Source organism: Breoghania sp. (genome assembly GCF_963674635.1).
Taxonomy (GTDB): domain Bacteria; phylum Pseudomonadota; class Alphaproteobacteria; order Rhizobiales; family Stappiaceae; genus Breoghania.
In genome coordinates, this window is sequence record NZ_OY771475.1 from 3,901,707 (window position 1) to 3,920,139 (window position 18,433).

Annotated in this window: 18 protein-coding genes and 1 tRNA gene; 11 read left to right on the forward strand and 8 right to left on the reverse strand. The window is 63.5% G+C overall.

Annotated features, from left to right (window positions below; all coding sequences use genetic code 11):
• The first annotated feature begins 38 nt into the window (after nucleotides 1-38).
• Nucleotides 39-881 carry a ModD protein gene (gene modD, locus ABGM93_RS16925; RefSeq protein ID WP_321501453.1) on the forward strand — a complete coding sequence of 281 codons (843 nt, stop codon included), beginning with the start codon at nucleotides 39-41 and terminating at the stop codon, nucleotides 879-881.
• 107 nt (nucleotides 882-988) lie between these two features.
• On the opposite strand, the gene ABGM93_RS16930 is transcribed toward modD, so the two are convergent.
• Nucleotides 989-1,447 (reverse strand): Hsp20 family protein, encoded by a 459-nt coding sequence (locus ABGM93_RS16930; RefSeq protein ID WP_321501455.1) that lies wholly within the window; start codon nucleotides 1,445-1,447, stop codon nucleotides 989-991.
• A 394-nt stretch (nucleotides 1,448-1,841) separates the two neighbouring features.
• On the opposite strand from ABGM93_RS16930, the gene ABGM93_RS16935 reads away from it, so the two are divergent.
• Together ABGM93_RS16935 and ABGM93_RS16940 are read left to right on the forward strand one after the other, a co-directional pair.
• The gene (locus ABGM93_RS16935) at nucleotides 1,842-2,300 is read left to right on the forward strand and encodes a PepSY domain-containing protein (RefSeq protein WP_321501457.1); all 459 of its coding nucleotides are present in this window, start codon (nucleotides 1,842-1,844) and stop codon (nucleotides 2,298-2,300) included.
• A gap of 131 nt (nucleotides 2,301-2,431) precedes the next feature.
• A complete protein-coding gene (locus tag ABGM93_RS16940) occupies nucleotides 2,432-3,424 on the forward strand; it encodes an alpha/beta hydrolase (protein WP_321501459.1) in 993 nt (330 codons plus the stop codon).
• 14 nt (nucleotides 3,425-3,438) lie between these two features.
• Here ABGM93_RS16940 and hisN read toward each other — a convergent pair whose 3' ends face one another.
• Nucleotides 3,439-4,254, reverse strand: coding sequence for a histidinol-phosphatase (gene hisN, locus ABGM93_RS16945; RefSeq protein WP_321501461.1), 816 nt, complete (start codon nucleotides 4,252-4,254; stop codon nucleotides 3,439-3,441).
• Between the two features lie 434 nt (nucleotides 4,255-4,688).
• On the reverse strand, nucleotides 4,689-5,624 hold the full coding sequence (locus ABGM93_RS16950) for an N-formylglutamate amidohydrolase (protein ID WP_319775059.1): 936 nt from the start codon (nucleotides 5,622-5,624) through the stop codon (nucleotides 4,689-4,691).
• 468 nt (nucleotides 5,625-6,092) lie between these two features.
• On the opposite strand from ABGM93_RS16950, the gene ABGM93_RS16955 reads away from it, so the two are divergent.
• The 4 genes from ABGM93_RS16955 to ABGM93_RS16970 all read left to right on the forward strand — a co-directional run bounded on the left by ABGM93_RS16955 (nucleotide 6,093) and on the right by ABGM93_RS16970 (nucleotide 8,144).
• Nucleotides 6,093-6,455, forward strand: a complete 363-nt coding sequence (locus ABGM93_RS16955; RefSeq protein ID WP_319775060.1) for a response regulator — start codon at nucleotides 6,093-6,095, stop codon at nucleotides 6,453-6,455.
• A gap of 289 nt (nucleotides 6,456-6,744) precedes the next feature.
• Nucleotides 6,745-6,819 (forward strand) — tRNA-Val (locus ABGM93_RS16960).
• Between the two features lie 145 nt (nucleotides 6,820-6,964).
• Nucleotides 6,965-7,090: a type B 50S ribosomal protein L36 gene (ykgO, locus tag ABGM93_RS16965; protein ID WP_319775061.1), complete on the forward strand. Its 126-nt coding sequence runs from the start codon at nucleotides 6,965-6,967 to the stop codon at nucleotides 7,088-7,090.
• Nucleotides 7,091-7,355: 265 nt separating this feature from the next.
• Nucleotides 7,356-8,144: a tetratricopeptide repeat protein gene (locus ABGM93_RS16970; protein WP_321501464.1), complete on the forward strand. Its 789-nt coding sequence runs from the start codon at nucleotides 7,356-7,358 to the stop codon at nucleotides 8,142-8,144.
• Nucleotides 8,145-8,226: 82 nt separating this feature from the next.
• Here the strand turns inward: ABGM93_RS16970 and pyk are convergent, their stop codons facing one another.
• From pyk to ABGM93_RS16985, 3 genes are all read right to left on the reverse strand, one after another.
• The gene (gene pyk, locus ABGM93_RS16975) at nucleotides 8,227-9,663 is read right to left on the reverse strand and encodes a pyruvate kinase (protein WP_321501466.1); all 1,437 of its coding nucleotides are present in this window, start codon (nucleotides 9,661-9,663) and stop codon (nucleotides 8,227-8,229) included.
• The gene (locus ABGM93_RS16980; protein ID WP_319775700.1) at nucleotides 9,660-10,055 is read right to left on the reverse strand and encodes a DUF1036 domain-containing protein; all 396 of its coding nucleotides are present in this window, start codon (nucleotides 10,053-10,055) and stop codon (nucleotides 9,660-9,662) included. The genes pyk and ABGM93_RS16980 overlap by 4 nt, the downstream gene beginning before the upstream one ends.
• A gap of 452 nt (nucleotides 10,056-10,507) precedes the next feature.
• Nucleotides 10,508-11,521 (reverse strand): DMT family transporter, encoded by a 1,014-nt coding sequence (locus ABGM93_RS16985; RefSeq protein ID WP_321501468.1) that lies wholly within the window; start codon nucleotides 11,519-11,521, stop codon nucleotides 10,508-10,510.
• Between the two features lie 216 nt (nucleotides 11,522-11,737).
• Between ABGM93_RS16985 and ABGM93_RS16990 the strand changes: the two genes are divergently transcribed.
• The 3 genes from ABGM93_RS16990 (at nucleotide 11,738) to ABGM93_RS17000 (ending at nucleotide 13,440) form a co-directional block, all read left to right on the forward strand.
• Entirely contained in the window at nucleotides 11,738-12,601 is an 864-nt protein-coding gene (locus tag ABGM93_RS16990) for an N-formylglutamate amidohydrolase (RefSeq protein WP_321501470.1), read from the forward strand.
• Between the two features lie 81 nt (nucleotides 12,602-12,682).
• Nucleotides 12,683-13,000: a DUF1244 domain-containing protein gene (locus tag ABGM93_RS16995; RefSeq protein WP_321501472.1), complete on the forward strand. Its 318-nt coding sequence runs from the start codon at nucleotides 12,683-12,685 to the stop codon at nucleotides 12,998-13,000.
• Nucleotides 13,001-13,170: 170 nt separating this feature from the next.
• Nucleotides 13,171-13,440 (forward strand): DUF2312 domain-containing protein, encoded by a 270-nt coding sequence (locus ABGM93_RS17000; protein ID WP_319775067.1) that lies wholly within the window; start codon nucleotides 13,171-13,173, stop codon nucleotides 13,438-13,440.
• Between the two features lie 86 nt (nucleotides 13,441-13,526).
• Here ABGM93_RS17000 and ABGM93_RS17005 read toward each other — a convergent pair whose 3' ends face one another.
• Together ABGM93_RS17005 and ABGM93_RS17010 are read right to left on the reverse strand one after the other, a co-directional pair.
• Nucleotides 13,527-14,465 (reverse strand): DUF3445 domain-containing protein, encoded by a 939-nt coding sequence (locus tag ABGM93_RS17005; protein ID WP_321501474.1) that lies wholly within the window; start codon nucleotides 14,463-14,465, stop codon nucleotides 13,527-13,529.
• A 119-nt stretch (nucleotides 14,466-14,584) separates the two neighbouring features.
• On the reverse strand, nucleotides 14,585-16,408 hold the full coding sequence (locus tag ABGM93_RS17010; protein WP_321501476.1) for a M3 family oligoendopeptidase: 1,824 nt from the start codon (nucleotides 16,406-16,408) through the stop codon (nucleotides 14,585-14,587).
• 314 nt (nucleotides 16,409-16,722) lie between these two features.
• Here ABGM93_RS17010 and ABGM93_RS17015 point away from each other — a divergent pair, with 314 nt between their 5' ends.
• Nucleotides 16,723-18,375 (forward strand): sigma-54 dependent transcriptional regulator, encoded by a 1,653-nt coding sequence (locus tag ABGM93_RS17015; protein WP_321501477.1) that lies wholly within the window; start codon nucleotides 16,723-16,725, stop codon nucleotides 18,373-18,375.
• The last annotated feature ends 58 nt before the right edge of the window (nucleotides 18,376-18,433 follow it).

Sequence of the window (18,433 nt, forward strand, 5' to 3'; positions counted from 1 at the left end):
CCTCCCGTTTCCTCTCCCTTGAGCTGCAGGGGCTGCCGATGATCCTCCTGAGCGATGAACACCTCACCCGACTGCTGGCGCAGGATGTGCCTTGCGGGGACCTGACAACGGATGTGCTGGGCATTGAGGATATCCCGGCACGGATGACCTTCCGCGCCCGCGATCGAATGGTGGCTTGTGCCTGCGAAGAAGCCGCGCGGATGGTGGAGCTGAGCGGCGGGGAGGTGCTTTCCTTTGTGCCCAGCGGCACCGCGGTCGAGCCGGGGGAGCTTTTCTGGGAAGTCGAAGGCACCGCAGGCACGCTCCATCTCGCTTGGAAGGTGGCGCTGACACTGGTTGAATATGCCTCCGGCATCGCTACGCGCGCCAATCGGCTCGTGGTGGCTGCCCGGGCCGGAAATCCCGATATCGTGGTCGGCTGTACGCGCAAGAATTTTCCCGGCACCAAGGAAATCTCCATCAAGGCGGTGCTGGCGGGGGGCGCGACGGTTCACCGGCTGGGGCTTTCGGAGACCTTCCTTGTTTTCGATAATCATCGCCGGTTCCTGAAAGGCCCGGTGGAGAGCTGGGTGGCGCGCGCCAGGGCTCAGATCCCGGAAAAGAAGATCTGCATCGAGACCGACACCGTGGAGGAGGCGATAAGGCTGGCGCGGGCGGGGGCCGATGTCCTGCAACTGGACAAGATGCCGGTGGCGGACGTGGCCGAGGCCGTTGCGCGGATCCGGGAGCTGGGCCTGTCATGTGTTCTGGCCGCGACCGGCGGGGTCAATGAGAGCAATGCGGCCGCCTATGCCGCGACCGGCTGCGACATGCTTATCACGTCGAGCTGCTATTTCGGGCGGCCTTGCGATGTGAAGGCGGTGATCGAGCCCATCGGCTGAAGAGCACAAGAAAAAAGACGCTCCAAGGTGGGCGGAGCGCCTTGAGGGGGAGCCGGCCGGGGAAACCGGCTCCGTTCAGGTCAGGATATCAAATCGGGGTGGCGCGGTTACGCGGCCGTTGCCTCGATCTGCTTGTCCGCCTCGTTGGCGTTGCGGATCTCGATTCTCCGGGGCTTCATGGCCTCGGGGATCTCGCGCACGAGGTCGATGTGCAAAAGCCCGTTCTTCAGGCTGGCGCCGCGCACTTCCACATGATCAGCCAGTTGGAAGCGACGTTCGAAAGCACGCGCGGCGATGCCGCGATGAAGAATGCGGCCTTCTTCCTCTTCCTCCACCTGCTTCTCGCCCTTCACGACCAGAATCGATTCCTTCGATTCGATCGACAGGTCTTCTTCGGCAAAACCGGCCACCGCCATGGTGATGCGGTAGGCATTCTCGCCGGTCAGCTCGATGTTGTAGGGCGGATAGCCGGCATTGGACTCGTTGCCTGCGTTGTCGAGCATCGAGAACAGGCGGTCAAAGCCAACGGTGGAACGATAGAGGGGGGTAAGATCGAAATGACGCATCTGAAGGTCCTCCTTTGAGCGACTCATCGGTTGAAACGCCGTCCCTTCCTTCGCGCACCCGATCATCGCCATCACACCGTTGAAGAACGGGGTGCGGGACACGGAAGGAACGATCCGGCGCTTTTCTTCGCCCGCCGTCATTGGCCGGGCGCAAACGCCGATCAGCGGGCCCGTCTGGCACCCGCAGACCATAGGTGGGCATGCCCTTTTCGCGATTCAAGGGCTTGGCCTCTGCCTGCGTTGAAATCTCCGGAAATCGGCCGTTTCGCTCCGCATTTGCGCAAGCTGCGTTCTCATGAACGGTACCTGAACGCGGGCTTCGGGAAGCATTCAGGGCGGCTTTGCGAAAGTCCCTCCATCACACCGGGACATCCTCACGAGAAGGAGAGACAAGATGACCGCATCAACCGCACAGCCCCGCAGGCTCCGCCGCTTTGCCGCCCGTGCCCTGGGCGCACTCACCGCACTGACGCTGGTCGCCGGCATGGCGCAAGGGGTTCAGGCCGGTGAACGCACTGACCAGCGTGCCGCCGCCGCCACCTCCGCGCAGCGCCTGCATCGTGCCGATCACCGCGCAACGCCCGTCATCCGCATCGATCATCGCCGCCACGACCGCTATCGCCATGATCGCTATCGCCGTGATCATCGTCAGATGAACCGGCGCGACGTTGTCCACTTCCTGCGTGCGCGGGGGTTCCATCGCATCCACGATGTGCGTCGTGCCGGCCCGGTCTACCGGGTGCGGGCGGTGGGGCGCGGCGGGCATCCGGTGCGCGTGGCGGTGAACGCCCGTACCGGCCGCATTCTGGATGTCCATCGCCTCGGCCACGGGCGTCCCTATCGTCGCTGGTAGGCCTTGGCCCTGAATTCAGCCTCAGGGACGGACCTCGGTTCGTCCCTGCAACTTCGACACATGAGCCTTTGCGGCGTCGCCTTCGGGCGGCGATCCGAACTGGCCGGTTGTGGGCGGCGTGAGGCTTCGCTATGACAGAGGCAACGCAGCGCGCTGCGCCCTGTTCGCCGGACCCGCCCATGGACCTCGTTGCGCATCCCAAAAATCCCATTCCCACCGGTGTGCATGCCGGTTTCGTGACCACCGATGATGGTCGCAGGATCCGATATGCCCGCTTCGATGCGGTGGAATCGCCGTTGCAAGGCACGGTGACCATCTTTCAGGGACGGGCGGAGTTCATCGAGAAATATTTCGAGACCGTGCAGGACTTGCGCGCCCGCGGCTTTGCCGTGGTGGCGTTCGACTGGCGCGGGCAGGGCGGTTCCGAGCGGCTGATTTCCGGCTCCCGGCGCGGCTATGTGGACAGTTTCGAAGAATATGTCCATGACGCGATGGCCGTCATCGAACAGGTCAGCCTGCCCGATTGTCCCGGCCCCCATTACGGGCTCACCCATTCCATGGGCGGGCTGGTGGCGCTTCTGGGGCACAAACGGCTGCGCACGGTGTTTGAACGGGTCGTGATGTGCGCCCCGCTGTTCGGGCTGGGGAAATTCGCCCCCAGCGAGAGCTTCGTAGGGCCTCTGGCGGCGGTCGCGACCCTGACCGGCTTTGCGGAACGGCCGCTGGCGCTCACCGATACAAAGGCTGCGGCCAATCCGTTCGAAGGCAATCCCCTCACTCATGATGCGCATCGCTTCGAGCGCATGATGGCCCTGCTGGACAAGGCCCCGGAACTCGATACCGGGCCCGCCACGATCGGCTGGCTCAACGCGGCCTGCCGGGCCATGCGCCATGTGCGCGAGGACGGCTTTGCTCCGCAGGTCTCGCTGCCCGTTCTGTTCGTGGCCGCCGGGGCGGATGAGGTTGTGTCAAGCAGGGCGACGGAAGAGCTCGCCTCGCGCATGCGTGCGGCCGGGTTCGTGGAAATCCCCGGCGCACGGCACGAGCTGATGGCGGAAGCGAAGCGCTTCCGGGAGCAGTTCTGGGCCGCCTTCGATGCGTTCATCCCCGGCAGCGAGGGCTGAGCGGGGCGCCTTTGTCAGGCCGGGCACTTCGCCAGATCGCGCAGCACGATTTCGTGCAGCGCGGGATCGCCGCTCGCCACGATCCGACCGCCATCGGTCGCGGGACCCCCGGTCCAGGTGGTGATGAGGCCGCCGGCCCCTTCGATGATGGGCACAAGCGCCGCCACGTCGTAGTTCTGAAGGCCCGATTCGATCACCAGATCCGCCTGTCCGGCGGCCAGCATGCAGTAGCCGTAGCAATCGGTGCCGTAGCGGGCGAGGCGGGCCGCGCGTTCGATGGCATCATAGACGGGGCGCTCATTGGCATCGAAGAGGGCTGGGGTGGTGGTGAAGAGAACGGCGTCCGACAGATTTGCGCAGGCGCGCGTCGACAGCTTTCCCTCGCCGTGCGGGCCGCGATACCAGGCCTGCTTGCCGGTGCCGAAGAACCGCTCGCCAATATAGGGCTGAGCCATCATGCCAAAGGCGGGTTTTCCTGCCCTCATCAGGCCGATAAGCGTGCCCCACAGCGGGACGCCGGAAATGAAGGAGCGTGTGCCGTCGATGGGATCGAGCACCCAGACATGTTCCGCATCGCTCTGGTGAGCGCCGTATTCCTCGCCCACGATGCCATGATCGGGCAGGTGTTCCTCGATCAACGCCCGCATGGCCCGTTCCGCCCCGCGGTCGGCTTCCGTCACCGGGTCGTAGCGGCGCACGTCATCGGCGGGCGTGTCGCGCGAGCCCTTGTTGTCCACCTGAATTGAGGTGCGGAAGCCGGAAATCGCAACCTCTCCCGCCGCATCGGCAAGGCGGTGGATGAAGGCGAGGATGTCCTGATCGGATTGCATGGCGGTTGTGTCTTTCTGCGTGGCGGAGGCCAGATCGGGCCTCGTGTTTCCCTGACGGAGAGGAACGGCGCGACTATAGTTCCAACTTCGCCCGATTTTGTCGCAACTTCAGCCTTTTCCCGCGAAAATTCGCCCAATGTGCCAGGCGCTTGCGTCGAACGGGACAGGTGGGCTGATTTCGCTTGCCGGGAGTATTGACATTTGTGCGCTGCGGTGGCAGATTGTGCAGTGCGATATGGCTTCATATCGCAGCCCTTCTTGGGCGTTTCCTCCCTAGACTTCAGGCCGCTCATGTTCGAGCGGCCTTTTTTTTACCTTGTCACTTGTTTTCAGAAGAGAATTTCTGCCCAGACGCGGCCACGTCGTCAAGTCGGCGGCGGGTTGCAATGGGGCTTGCGGTGCGCCGCGATGGAGGGGCAGGAGAGGGCGCGCGTCTATTCGGCGGCGATCGCGGGGTCGTTCAGATCCTGCGCAGGGATCGCTGTCAGGTGCCGGATGAAGGTCGTCAGGTCATTGGCCATGCGCTTGAAGCCGTCATGAATGCAGTGTCTTGCCTCGTCCATGTAGAGGCCACGATTGATCTCGATTTGCAGCGCGTGCAGGCCCTTGGCGGGGCGGCCGTAGTGTTCGGTGATGAACCCGCCCGCATAGGGGCGGTTGCGCGCCACACGATATCCCATCGACGTCAGAATGCCTGCGGCGGCTTCGGTGAGTTCCGCAGAGCAGCTGGTCCCGTAGCGGTCGCCGAGAATGAAGTCGGGGCGCTGGAGGCCGTTATGGCCACGCACACAGGACGGCATGGAGTGGCAGTCGATCAACACCGCATGGCCAAAGGCCTGATGGGTGGAGGTGAGCAGATCGCGCAAGGCGCGGTGATAGGGCTTGTAGAGGGTCTCGATGCGCTCAAGCCCTTCCGAGACCTCAAGGCTGCGGCCATAGATTTCCAGACGCTCGCCCACCAGACGCGCAATCGTGCCAAGTCCACCCGCCACCCTGACGGAGCGGACATTGGCGAAAGGCGGGAGCCGGTCGCGGAACATTTTCGGATCGAGCTCGTAGGGCTCGCGGTTCACATCGACATAGGCGCGCGGAAAAAGCGCCCGCAGCATCGGTGCGCCCAGCGGGACCGCGTTCACAAAAAGCTCGTCGACAAATGCGTCTTCGGACCGGCGGATCTGCAGGCTGTCGAGCCTGGCGTCCTGGAGAAAGGCGCGCGGATAGGAACGCCCGCTATGGGGCGAATTGAAAACGAAAGGCAGGGTCTGGCGGGGCGGCAGGAGAACATCCAGACAGTTCGTCTGGTTGAACCCGTCAATGACGATCAGGCTTTCGTCGGCCTGATGACGGCCCAGGTTCTTCCCCACACCCATTCGCTCTATCCCGTTTCGCGCCTCTCGCGCGCAAGTCCTGTGTCGGCGAAACCCGGTTTCAGCTTCCGGTTTTCCGAAAAAAGGGGTTTTCGAGCGGCCCGCGACAGGCTTCGCGGCGCGCCAACTCCCTTGTTGATCATAGGTGCCCACAAAGCGGCGGGACTGTCCAGACCAGAGGAAACGCGAATGGAGCCGCCCCTTGTGGTGTTGCCGATGGTGCGGTTGCCCACTGGCAGCGCCATGCGACACCTGCGACAGCCGGATCCATTCAGGTTTCACCGGATGTTTACATAGTTCGGCGGTTATGGGATGAAAAGAATTCGGATGGTGTGAGCCGCCAGGCTCGTTTGCGCAGTCGTTCGCAGTCCTGTTTCGAAAGGCCGGTTTCATAGCGGCTTCGGGCAGGGGACGCCGCGCGACCGGGTGGCGGAGCGGACGTCCGATCATATTTCTCGATCATGGTTGGGTGTGATGTCGCGAATCCTTCTCGCGGAAGATGACAATGACATGCGGCGGTTTCTCGCCAAGGCATTGGAGAACGCCGGATACGACGTCGTATCCTTCGACAATGGCATGAGCGCATATGAGCGCATTCGAGAAGAGCCCTTCACGCTGCTCCTGACCGACATCGTCATGCCGGAGATGGATGGCATCGAGCTCGCCCGACGCGCCACCCAGCTCGATCCGGATCTGAAGGTGATGTTCATCACCGGATTCGCCGCCGTGGCGCTCAATCCCGATTCGAACGCCCCCAAGGACGCCAAGGTGCTCTCCAAGCCCTTCCACCTGCGTGATCTGGTCACCGAAGTGGAACGGATGCTGGCGGCCTGATCTATGGCTGGGTCATCGGCAGCGGTGGCCCGGCATTCGTGGTTTCAAGGCGTGCGGATTTCCACAAAACCCATGCCATGTTTCCACAGGACGTTGCGGCGAGGCGCCGGGACGATTAAAAACCCGATCAACGGTCTTGCGTAGCGGTTCGGTTCCCGCTATATCGCTGACCACCGCGGCGGGCTTCGCCGCGAACCCGCCGACCGGTCGCTTCCCTGAAACGACCCAGCCCTTGTCGAAAGGGGATGGCTCGCAAGGATCGCGAAGCCGGTCGCAACCGAAAAGTTTCGGGCGTGTAGCTCAGCGGGAGAGCACTACGTTGACATCGTAGGGGTCACTGGTTCAATCCCAGTCACGCCCACCATTTTCCCGGCCTTTTTGCTCCGCGCATGCGGAGTGGAAGTTTGTCGGAGGGTTACGGTCCGCCGGAACCCGGTGCTTCAAATTATGGATCAGGGCCCTGCCTTTCGGTGGGGCGGTGAGGATAATCCCGGACGGGAACGAGAACGATGAAGATCAAGAATTCGCTCAAGGCCCTGATGGGCCGTCACCGTGACAACCGCATGGTTCGCCGTCGTGGCCGCGTCTACATCATCAACAAGCGGAACCCGCGCTTCAAGGCTCGCCAGGGCTGAGGCAGCGCGGCTGGCCTTTGGTCGGCCTGCTTGTGATCGTTTCCTTCAGGCGCGCGGACCCCGCGCGCCTTTTGGCGTTCGGGCTATCGCGACCTCTCGGCTATCCAGGCGCCTGACGCGTCTTTCACGCGGGCGGGCCTGTGCCGTTTTCCCTTTTGCTGATTTCTCATCAGGCGCGTCACTTCACGCCTGATTGATCGCGCTTGAGCGCATCCGGCCTTCTGCGCTTTTGACGCCAGGGCCGTCCCATGGGCATAATCCGTTCATGCGCCCATTCCTTCTGTCCACCTGTTCGCCGCCAAGGCGCCTTGCCGGGTCCTGCCTGTCGGGGCTTGTGCTGCTGTTGGCCATTTCGGCGCAGGCCAGGGCCGCGTCGGATCTGCCGCCGTTGAACGCTCCCGTGCCGGTTCAGATGAACGTGCCCGATCTGACGCCGCAGGTGCCGGACATTCCGGACCTGCGCGAGGAAGTGGTGCCGGATTTCGAAGACAGCCCGATCGCTCCCGGCGAGGTTCCTCCGCCGCCGCGCGCGGATGCCCCTCAGGAGGGGGACGGGGCGGCGGAAAAGGACGCCAGGCCTGATCTCGACACGCTGTTTTCCATGCTCAGGCAAGAAGACAGCGACAAGGCGCGGGCGGGGGCGGCCCATTCCATCCAGATGCTCTGGCTGCGCTCGGGCAGCGCGACGGTGGATCTCCTGATGACGCGCGCCGCCAAGGCCATCTCGGTGAAGAAACCCGCGCTGGCGCTTGATCTGTTGGATGCGGTGGTGCGCTACAAGCCGGACTATGCCGCAGGCTGGAACAGGCGCGCGGCGGCCCACTTCATGGCGGGGGACATGGGCAAGGCGCTTGTCGATATCGAGCGCACCTTGGCGCTTGAGCCGCGCCACTGGGGCGCGCTGGCGGGTCTGGCGGCGATCCAGCAGGCGACCGATGATGACGCCGGTGCGCTGCGCACCTATGAGCGCATTCTGGAAATCTATCCTCATCAGGAAAAGGCGGAAAAAGCCGCCGAAGACCTGCGCAAGAGAACAGGCGGCGTCGCGCTCTAGGAGGCCGCGATGCTGGCTTCCATCAAAAAGGCCGCCCCATGGGGCGGCCTTTTGCATTTCTTCAGACGGATAAGTCCGTCCTCTAGATGCCGCCCAGCCCGTCGGAGCCGACGAAGGCGATGCGCAGCATGTTGGTGGAGCCGGGGGTTCCGAAGGGAATGCCCGCGGTGATGATGATGCGCTGGCCCGGCTTTGCGAACTTGTTGGAGAACGCGATGCGGCAGGCGCGGTCGATCATCTTCTCCTCGTTGTCCGCATCCTCGGAGACCACGCAATGAGTGCCCCATACGAGCGCCATGCGCCGTGCGATGGACACCACCGGCGACAGGCAGATGATCGGCGTTGAGGGGCGCTCGCGCGCAGCGCGCAGGCCCGTGGCGCCGGACGTCGTGTAGCACACGATGGCCGCCAGGTTCAGCGTATCGGCGATCTGGCGGGCGGCGGCGGAAATCGTGTCCGCGCCGGTCGCCTCGGGCTCGGTGCGCTGGGAGTGCATGATGTTGACGTAGTTGAGGTCCTGCTCAACCTGCTCGGCCACCCGGTTCATCGTCGCGACCGCGGCCTCCGGGTATTCGCCCGCTGCCGATTCCGCCGACAGCATCACCGCATCGGCGCCTTCGAAGACGGCGGTGGCGACGTCGGAGACCTCCGCGCGGGTGGGAACCGGCGAGGTGATCATGGATTCCAGCATCTGCGTTGCGACCACCACCGGCTTGCCGGCGCGGCGCGCGGCCCTTGTGATCTGCTTCTGGATGCCGGGCACCTTTTCGAGCGGCATTTCCACACCGAGATCGCCACGCGCGACCATCAGCGCATCGGAAAGCTCGATGATCTCGGCCAGCCGTTCCACCGCCTGGGGCTTCTCGATCTTGGCGAGAAGCCCGGCGCGCCCGCGGGTCACCTTGCGCGCTTCGGCAAGATCCTCGGGACGCTGGATGAAGGAGAGTGCGATCCAGTCCACATTGGCGTCCAGCGCGGCGTCGAGGTCCTTGCGGTCCTTCGGCGTGAGCGCGCTGACGGCGATGGTGGTGTCGGGCACGGAAACGCCCTTGCGGGCCGAAAGCTTGCCGCCGACTTCCACGCGTGTCGTGGCGCTGGTGGCGTCGCATTCCGTGACGACGAGTTCGATCTTGCCGTCATCAAGCAGAAGCCGATGGCCGGGTTCCAGTTCCGACAGGATTTCCGGGTGGGGCAGGAGGACGCGGGTCGCGTCGCCGGGCTCATCCTTGCTGTCGAGCACGAAAGTGGCGCCCTTTTCCAGCATCACCGATTTTTCATGGAAGGTGCCGACACGCAGTTTCGGGCCCTGAAGGTCGGCAAGAATGCCGATCGGACGGCCAAGGTCGGCTTCCACCGCGCGAATGCGCGTGACCAGCGTGTTCAGCAACGCGTGGTCCGTGTGGCTCATGTTGATGCGGAAGACGTCGGCGCCAGCTTTGAATAGAGTCTCGATCATTTTCTGATCGGACGAGGACGGGCCTAGAGTTGCAAGGATTTTGACCCGTCTGTTGCGCTTCATCTGCTACCAGTTCCTTGTTGTACGGGCTCGGTCAATTGGACCGTCCAGCTTCGCTGTTCGCCCGTGTCGATCTCGAAGAATCCGGTCCGTTCATAGCCGCGCGCAATACAGTCCGCAATGCCGCGAATCGTGAATTCCTTTTCCCTTGTGCACATGAACGCGCGGCCACCCCATTCCCCGCCCTGATCGTAATCAATGGCGTATACGTAGTAATAACGTGAGGAAAGATGACCAGGGATCAGGGTCTCGCAAGTCTTGGCCGGGAGGTTCCACCAGCCTTCCGTCGACCACTCGGTCTTGTCGCGATAGCCGATTGCAACGCCGACCTGGCTCTCGGTCTTGTTGCAAAGCCTGAGGTCCGCCGCGGCGGGTGCCACGCCCAGAAACGTCATGCAGGCGCTGGTGGCAGCCAGCGCGAATGCCCACGCTACGGCCTTGTTCAGGCTGCGCGGCAAACCTTGTCTTGTAAGGTTGGACGACTTCATGGGGTGATCATTAAGTCCGCAATGGAAACTATTGTTCTTATTGCGAATGTTACGGTCGTTTGTCAACGTCACCCTCTTTGAGTGCCGGAGACGTTCCAGTCAGGCCCGTATATATTGGCGTTTCGTCCGACCGAACAAACGCAGCGTCGCATGTCTCAACAGACAGTGTGGTTTCGCCCGAAAAATGAGGCGGTATCAAGGCCGTGCGTAGTCAAACGGGTCTTGCCCTGATTATCCAAGACGATCCTGCCGCCGGAGCGGTCTGTTACCGTTTCCGTATTTCTGGCGATCCAGGGGCTTAGTATTTCCGGCTTTGCGAACGTGTCATCGAAATCGCGCGGTGTGTACAACCGACCCGATTACGGGCGCGTTTCGAAAGGTGACGATGCTGTTTCGCCGGTTTCCGCAACGGGGCCTTGCTCCACACCGGTGAAGGGGGCTGCCCCGGGGGCCGCCAGATCGGCGGCGTTCGATTTTGAGGGGCGCGGGCGGGCCACCCAGATGCCGACGAGAATGGCCGCGCCGCCGGCAAACTGGAGCGGCGACAGGGTTTCGGAAAAGATCAGCCAGCCGAAGAAGGCGGCCGCCACGGCCTCAAGGAAGATCACCAGCGAGGAAAAGCCCGCCGACAGGTGACCCAGCGCGAAGGCGAGCAGCCCCTGGCCTCCGGCATGGCTGATCACGGCGACCGCGATCAAGGCGGCGACGCCCGCCCAGCTTGCGGGGGTGAAGTCGTTTTCCATGACAAGGGCGGCCACGAAGAGGGCGGCGGCGGTGATGAGCGTGGAGCGATAAAGCACGAGCCCCGGGCGGGCATGGCGGCGGGCAACGCGCACGGCGAGGAAATAGGCACCGAAGAACATCGAGGTGATGATGCCATAAAGGTCGCCGTCCAGCCGTTCCGGTTCCAGCTGCACGCTGGAGCCGACAAGCGCGCCCGCGCCCAGCAGGCAGAAGCCGAGGCCGAAAAACATCTGCCGGGTCACCCGTTCCCCGATGAAGAGGCCCGATCCCATCAGTACCCACACCGGCGCCATGGTCGCCAGGAACGTAGCGTTGGCCATTGTGGTGTTGACGATGGCCAGGTGCCAGAAGATGAGATCGCCGGCAAAGAAGAGGCCGGCCAGAACCGTTGCGCGGTTCCAGCGCGGGCAAGACTGGCCGCCCGATTCAAGGCGCGCCCACAGCGCCAGCAGCGGCAGGGCGAGGGTCACGCGATAAAAGGCGCTGGTGAAGGGGCCCACTTCCGCATAGCGCACGAAGACCGGCGAGACGCCCATTGCGACCGCGCCCGCCAGAAGAGCCACGACGGCGACCGCGACGGTGCCTGCCTCGGCAATGGGGGCTGTGGGTGTTTGAGGAGTGGTCGACATTTGCGGGCGGCTCGTTTCATCGGCCCATGGCGCATATGGGCGCGATCATTCGGTTTTCGGTGGTTTCGCTTTGCCTGCGCATGCCCAAAAGGCGGTTTCAGCACGGCGCTTCAATCGTGCAATCCATCGCGCAGGGTGGACGATGCGCCCATTCCTATGGCAAGCGATTATCCACGTCACCCTAAATCGGGCCATCCGGCTCCAAACGGACCACCCATGCACAGCGTGAACCGAGACAGCGCGTCCCCTCTTGAAGCTGGTGTTGCGCAAGACTTTGAACCGGTCGAAATCCTTGCAGGCAACGAGAGCGGCGGATTGTTGCTGCTGTGTGATCATGCGCGCAACGAGCTTCCGCAGGCTTACGGCACACTGGGCTTGCCGCGCGCACAGCTGGAGCGGCATATCGGTTACGATATCGGCGCCAGGGACCTGACGCACACGCTCGCCGCCCGGCTCGGCGCGCCCGCGGTCCTGACCACCTTTTCGCGCCTGTTGATCGATCCGAACCGGGGTGAGGACGATCCCACCCTGGTGATGCGCATCTCCGATGGCGCGCTCATTCCCGAAAACGCCTATATCGGCGCGGAAGAGCGTCAGAAACGGATCGAGCGCTACTATCGGCCTTATCACGAGACGGTTTCGGCAACGCTGGACCGGATGACGGCGAGCGGGCGTCCGCCCGTGATCATCTCGATCCATTCGTTCACGGCGATCTGGCGCGGGTGGGCGCGGCCCTGGCACACGTCGATCCTGTGGGATCTTGACCCGCGTGTGCCGGATATCCTGTTTGCGGCGCTGGCGCGCGATCCGGCGCTGATCGTGGGCGACAACGAGCCTTATGATGGCGCCTTGCGCAATGACACCATGTACAAGCACGCCACCACGCGCGGGCTTGCCCATGCGCTTATCGAGGTGAGGCAGGATCTCATCGGCAATGCGCAAGGTGTCGCCGACTGGGCGGACCGGCTGGAGCCGATCCTGCGCGAGGTGAACGCGGTGGAGGAGACCCATGTGGTCCGCCACTATGGCTCGCGCGCGGATCCTTCGCGCACCCGGCAGGCACAGCGCAACAGGACGTGAGCCAGCGCGCGTCTTGACGTTTCGGGTGCGGGGCCCGATCTGAAGGCGTCGGAGAGATTTCACAGGTTCGGGAGGGACGGCATGTCCGGAAGCAAGATCGATATCGACGAGGCCACGCGCACGGAACTTGAGGCGGCGGCCTTTCGGCGCCTGCTTGAACACCTGCGCACCCGCACCGATGTGCAGAATATCGACCTCATGAACCTCGCGGGCTTTTGCCGCAACTGCCTGTCCAACTGGTACAAGGATGCGGCGGCGGACAGGGGGCTTGAGCTTTCCAAGGATGCCGCGCGCGAAATCGTCTATGGCATGACTTACGAGGAGTGGAAGACCCGCTATCAGAGCGAGGCGAGCGCCGAGCAGAAGGCGGCCTTCGAGGTGAACAAGCCAGCCCATTGATTGTTCTGAGGTGCGCGGCTTTGTCCCCTCGGGGAAGCTGACAATGTCCTGCGTGTGGGATCAATCGCGCCTTGACCGGCTCCCTTGTTTCTGGCACCCAAGCGACCCGAATTTTCCGCGCGCCGTTTCGCGCGCGCCGATTCCATCAACCCAAATGAGGAGCTCTCACCATGGCTGACACGGGTGGGGTTGCCGCCGATCAGTTGCGCGCCTTCGTGGAGCGTATCGAGCGGCTTGAAGAAGAAAAGAAGGCCATTTCCGACGACGTGAAGGACGTCTACGGCGAGGCCAAGGCCATGGGCTTTGACGTCAAGATCCTGCGTCAGGTCGTGCGTCTTCGCAAGCAGGAGCCGCATGAGCGCGAAGAGCAGGAAGCGATCCTCGATCTCTACCTGCATGCGCTCGGCATGCTGTCTGCGGGTGCTCCGCAGGAAGACTGAGCCACACGGCTCCTTTGGGCAGGCTTTTGCCTGCCGGTTCTGATGAACGGCCCCGCAAGGGGCCGTTTTCATGTGCGCCTGGCGTCTCAGCCTGCCTGCCTGACCGCGCCGGCGATGGCCTCAAGCGCGGCGATCACCCGGTCGCGTTCCCCTGTCAGGCCCTTGTAGGCGAGCTGGTCGGCATCGAGCGCCAGAAGCTGGGCGCGCAGCCCTGCTGCAAGGCGGGCACCGTCGGGATGGCGGGCAAAGGCTGCGAAGGGATCGACATGAACGCGGATGGTGAAAAGCACGTCGCCCGATTGCGGCAGACGGCGCAGCGTCTGGCGTTCCACGCGCACGAAAAAGGACGGATCGCCCTCACCGATCTGCGCTTCCAGGGATTTCGCAGCCGGGTGATGCAGCTTGCCATCGCCATAGATCGACCAGTTGAGCCGCCAGACCGGAGCGTCCACGGGCAGGTTTTCGAAGATCCGCCCGACGATCGCCCCCATGCGCGCGCCGTTGAAGCCAGGCACGTTTTCATGGATCGCGGTCATGTCCTGCGAGAACTTCTCCCGAAGCGACCATGACGAGGGGAAGGTGAGGGCGGCGGCGGCCAGCCGGTAGCCGTTTGGCCCCTTGCGCATCAGGACGAGGTCTTCCTGCACCAGAAGGGCGGCAAGCTTCAGGGGCGCCGCGGCATGGTCGGCGATGCGATGGCTTTCGCCCGTTGCTGTTACGGTGAGCGTCGCCCCGTCGAAGCGGTAGAGATCGGGAAACCGGTTCGGCAGGTGCTCGACAAGCAGCGCCAGCGTTTCGGCCTGTGCATCGAGCGTCTCCGGCTCGGCGGCAAAGACCGCACTTTCATCGTGCCGGAAAAGCTCAGCCTTCTGTTCCAGGTAATCGCCAAGCTGGTCGTCGATCTCGATCCAGTCATGGAGATCGAGCGGGGCGAGGCCGACCGTGAAGGGGGACCTGTCGCCATCATAGGGCGTGTGGGGAAGGGGCGTGCGAACTGGTTCCATGCCGCCAGAATGACCGGGCATCAGCACTTTACGCAAGGACCAGATCAAGGTTGCGATGGAGCCAGCGGCGGGGGGATCGCGGGCAAGAAAAAAGGGCGACCCCAAGGCCGCCCTTTCCGATCTCGATTTGTGTCTCGCGCTCAGTCCATGGCGGCCAGTTCGTCGATCATGCGCTCGATGACCGAAAGCCCCTTCTGCCAGAAGGCGGGGTCGGTGGCGTCCAGACCGAAGGGGGCGAGAAGCTCCGAGTGGTGCTTGGTGCCGCCCGCCTTCAGAAGCTCGAAATACTTGTCCTGGAAGCCGGTCTCCGCTTCCTCGTAGACCGCGTAGAGCGAGTTCACGAGGCAGTCGCCGAAGGCATAGGCGTAGACGTAGAAGGGCGAGTGGATGAAGTGCGGAATGTAGGTCCAGAAGGTCTCGTAGCCTTCGCCGAAGGTGAAGGCGGGCCCGAGGCTCTCGCGCTGGACGTCCATCCAGATCTCGCCGAGGCGCTCGGCGGTCAGTTCGCCTTCGCGGCGCTCGGTATGGACGCGGCGCTCGAAGGTGTAGAAGGCGATCTGGCGCACCACCGTGTTGATCATGTCCTCCACCTTGGAGGCGAGCATGATCTTGCGGGCCTGCGCATCGGGGGCCTTTTCCAGAAGCGAGCGGAAAGTCAGCATCTCGCCGAAGACGCTTGCCGTTTCGGCCAATGTCAGCGGCGTCGGGGCCATCAGCGCGCCATTCGGGCCTGCCAGCACCTGGTGAACGCCATGGCCAAGCTCGTGCGCGAGCGTCATCACGTCCCGCGTCTTGCCCTGGTAATTGACCAGCACATAAGGGTGTGCGGAGGGAACCGTCGGGTGCGCGAAGGCGCCGGGCGCCTTGCCCGGGCGCACCGGTGCGTCGATCCAATTCCGGTCGAAGAAGCGTTCCGCGATCTCCGCCATGTCGGGTGAGAAACGCGCATAGGCGTCAAGCACCGTGGACTTGGCCTCATCCCACGGGATCTTGCGATCATCGGCCTTGGGAAGGGGCGCGTTGCGGTCATAGTGCATCATGGTGTCGAGGCCGAGCCATTTGGCCTTCATCGCGTAATAGCGGTGCGACAGGCGCGGATAGGCCTCGTGAACGGCTGAAACCAGCGCATCGACCACCTCGCGCTCCACCCGGTTGGCGAGGTGGCGGCTGTCGGCCACATCCTCAAAGCCGCGCCAGCGATCGGAGATTTCCTTGTCCTTGGCGAGGGTGTTGGTGACAAGCGTGAAGGTGGAGAGGTTCTTGGAGAACACCTTGGCGAGAGCATCGCTCGCCTCCTTGCGCTTTTCGCGCTCGGGGTTCTGCATGTAGTTGAGGGTGGCCTCCACGCCGAGCGTCTTGCCGTCGACCTCGAATTGCAGCGAGGAGATGGTCTCGTCGAAGAGACGGTTGAAGGCGGCGCGGCCGGTGGCCGACTTTTCATGGAACAGCTGCTCAACCCGGTCTTCGAGCTGGAAGGGGCGTTCCTTGCGGATATCGTCGAACCAGGGCTTGTAGTGGCCAAGCTCGGCATTATGCATGGCGGCGTCCAGAACGGCGTCCTCGATGCGGTTCAGTTCCAGCGTGAAGAACAGCAGATGCGTTCCGGCCGTCGTCAGCTTGTCCTGCACGTCGCCGTAGAATTTCTGGCGGGCGGGATCGGTGGTCTGGCCGGAATAGACGAGACCGGCAAAGGAAATCAGACGGCCCAGCAGTTCTTCCAGCGCCTCGTATTCCTTCACAACCTTCGCAAGGCCCGCCGCGTCATCGCGCGCCAGATCCGCCAACTTGCCCTTGTGGGCTGCCTCGAAAGCGCGCGCATCCGCCACCGATTTTTCAAGATCAGCCTTCACGGACGCATCGTCCATGGAGGGGTAAAGGTCGGTGAGGTTCCATTCCGGCAGGTCGCCGAGCGTATCAGCTGCGGCGGCGTCGGCAGGGGCGGAAACGGGTTTCATGGAAAACATGTTTGCTCCGAAACGAATGGTGAGGTCACGGGCCGTGCGGCCGGGTCTGAAGCCCTTTGCGAAAGCCCGCGATGAAGCTGTTGGTGGGGGAGCATATAGGGTTCGCCGGCGCTTTCGGAAGGGCCTGCGAGCTTGGTGATGTTTCGGATCGGGGACTTGCGTGGGTTTGGCTATTTGTTAACCGGCCACAATCACAATGGATCGAAATGAGACAGCCGCGAGCGAGCCGAGTCGCGCCGGGATTGCGCCCTTGGGGTGTCCGATCCGGCAAGAGCCGCAGCGGTGGAATTCAGACCGAGTGAGTGCCTGTACACATGAGCGGACGTATTCTGATCGTCGATGATGATCCGGTGCAGCGCCGGTTGCTGGAAGAGGCGGTGCGCCGCTTCGGATATGCATCGCGGGTGGTGGAAAACGGCGTTCAGGCGCTGGAGGTGATGCTTGCGTCCGAAGGCAGCGACATCGATCTGGTCATTCTCGATCTGGTGATGCCGGAGCTTGACGGTTTCGCGACGCTTGAAAAGCTGCGCGCGGAGGGCAACGCCACGCCGGTGATCGTGCAGACCGCGCAGGCGGGCATCGATACGGTGGTCGGCGCGATGCGCGCGGGCGCTCAGGATTTCGTGGTCAAGCCGATCAGCCCGGAGCGGCTGGAGGTCTCGATCCGCAACGTGCTGAAGGTCTCCGCCCTTGAGGGAGAGATCGTGCGCTTCCGCAAGCTTGCAGGCGGCACGCTGACCTTCAAGGACATCATCACCCGGTCCTCTTCCATGGAGCGCGTGATCCGGCTCGGCGAACGGGCCGCCGCCTCCAATATCCCGATCCTGATCGAAGGCGAATCCGGTGTTGGCAAGGAATTGATCGCGCGCGCCATTCAGGGCCAGAGCGACCGGGCCGCCAAACCCTTTGTCACGGTCAATTGCGGGGCGATCCCGGAAAATCTCGTGGAATCGATCCTGTTCGGCCACGAGAAGGGCGCGTTCACCGGCGCCGTCGACAAACATGTCGGCAAGTTCCAGGAAGCCCATGGCGGCACGCTCTTCCTCGATGAGGTGGGCGAGTTGCCGAGCGAAGTGCAGGTCAAGCTCCTGCGCGCGCTCCAGGAAGGCGAGATCGATCCGGTCGGCGCACGCCGTCCGCAGAAGATCGATTTCCGTCTGATCTCCGCCACCAATCGGCGGCTGATGGATCTGGTCAAGGAAGGCCGTTTCCGCGAGGACCTCTATTATCGGCTCAACGTGTTTCCCATCTGGATCCCGCCCTTGCGTGACCGGTTGGAGGATATTCCGGAGCTGACGCGGCATTTCCTTGCCCGCTTCGCGGCAGAAGAACACAAGCCCAAGATTTCCACCGTCGCGCCGGACACGGTACAGCTTCTCCAGACCTATGACTGGCCGGGCAATATCCGGCAGCTGGAAAACGCGGTTTTCCGTGCCGTTGTGCTGTGCGACGACACCTGCCTGAGGCCCGACGATTTTCCGCAGGTCCAGGCCCAGTGCGCCGGGCGCAGCGCAAGTTCGACGCGCGGCGTCGGCATGAGCGCGAGCCTCCTGGGCACGCCGGAAAAGATCGAGCCGCCGCTTATCGCGGGCGAGGCCGTGACACCGCAGCCGGTGCCCGGATATGGGGCGCGGGGCGACTGGGTCGGGCATGTCGAATATCATTCGGGGGCGCAAACGGCCCCTCAGCCGGCGGCGCTTTCCGGCCAGGCGGGCGCGCCTTCGGGCGGCTTTGCCGGTTTCGTCGAAGGCGCGGCGCCTTTCGGGTTCTTGAGGGCGCTCGATCAGAACGGCCATGTCCAGACGCTGGAAAGCGTGGAGCGCGACATGATCGTCACCGCCATCGATCACTATGGCGGGCGGATGGCGGAAGTGGCCCGGCGTCTGGGGATCGGCCGTTCCACGCTTTACCGGAAATTGAAGGACTACGGTCTGGAGGCCTCCAACGGCCAGGACGCCGCACAATAGGCGTCCGCGACCGGGCTTGCGTGCTGTCGGCGTGGGGGAATGGGGCGTCTGTCATTGC

What these genes read in the sequence shown, in the direction of transcription:
- ABGM93_RS16950 (WP_319775059.1), bottom strand. Translation starts at nt 5,624, where the DNA reads ATGGGTGTGGGGAAGAACCTGGGCCGTCATCAGGCCGACGAAAGCCTG.
- ABGM93_RS16995 (WP_321501472.1), top strand. Translation starts at nt 12,683, where the DNA reads ATGTCCGGAAGCAAGATCGATATCGACGAGGCCACGCGCACGGAACTT.
- ABGM93_RS16930 (WP_321501455.1), bottom strand. Translation starts at nt 1,447, where the DNA reads ATGCGTCATTTCGATCTTACCCCCCTCTATCGTTCCACCGTTGGCTTT.
- ABGM93_RS16935 (WP_321501457.1), top strand. Translation starts at nt 1,842, where the DNA reads ATGACCGCATCAACCGCACAGCCCCGCAGGCTCCGCCGCTTTGCCGCC.
- ABGM93_RS17015 (WP_321501477.1), top strand. Translation starts at nt 16,723, where the DNA reads ATGAGCGGACGTATTCTGATCGTCGATGATGATCCGGTGCAGCGCCGG.
- ABGM93_RS16940 (WP_321501459.1), top strand. Translation starts at nt 2,432, where the DNA reads ATGACAGAGGCAACGCAGCGCGCTGCGCCCTGTTCGCCGGACCCGCCC.
- hisN (WP_321501461.1), bottom strand. Translation starts at nt 4,254, where the DNA reads ATGCAATCCGATCAGGACATCCTCGCCTTCATCCACCGCCTTGCCGAT.
- ABGM93_RS16990 (WP_321501470.1), top strand. Translation starts at nt 11,738, where the DNA reads ATGCACAGCGTGAACCGAGACAGCGCGTCCCCTCTTGAAGCTGGTGTT.
- ykgO (WP_319775061.1), top strand. Translation starts at nt 6,965, where the DNA reads ATGAAGATCAAGAATTCGCTCAAGGCCCTGATGGGCCGTCACCGTGAC.
- pyk (WP_321501466.1), bottom strand. Translation starts at nt 9,663, where the DNA reads ATGAAGCGCAACAGACGGGTCAAAATCCTTGCAACTCTAGGCCCGTCC.
- ABGM93_RS16970 (WP_321501464.1), top strand. Translation starts at nt 7,356, where the DNA reads ATGCGCCCATTCCTTCTGTCCACCTGTTCGCCGCCAAGGCGCCTTGCC.
- ABGM93_RS16980 (WP_319775700.1), bottom strand. Translation starts at nt 10,055, where the DNA reads ATGACGTTTCTGGGCGTGGCACCCGCCGCGGCGGACCTCAGGCTTTGC.
- ABGM93_RS17010 (WP_321501476.1), bottom strand. Translation starts at nt 16,408, where the DNA reads ATGTTTTCCATGAAACCCGTTTCCGCCCCTGCCGACGCCGCCGCAGCT.
- modD (WP_321501453.1), top strand. Translation starts at nt 39, where the DNA reads ATGATCCTCCTGAGCGATGAACACCTCACCCGACTGCTGGCGCAGGAT.
- ABGM93_RS17000 (WP_319775067.1), top strand. Translation starts at nt 13,171, where the DNA reads ATGGCTGACACGGGTGGGGTTGCCGCCGATCAGTTGCGCGCCTTCGTG.
- ABGM93_RS16985 (WP_321501468.1), bottom strand. Translation starts at nt 11,521, where the DNA reads ATGTCGACCACTCCTCAAACACCCACAGCCCCCATTGCCGAGGCAGGC.
- ABGM93_RS17005 (WP_321501474.1), bottom strand. Translation starts at nt 14,465, where the DNA reads ATGCCCGGTCATTCTGGCGGCATGGAACCAGTTCGCACGCCCCTTCCC.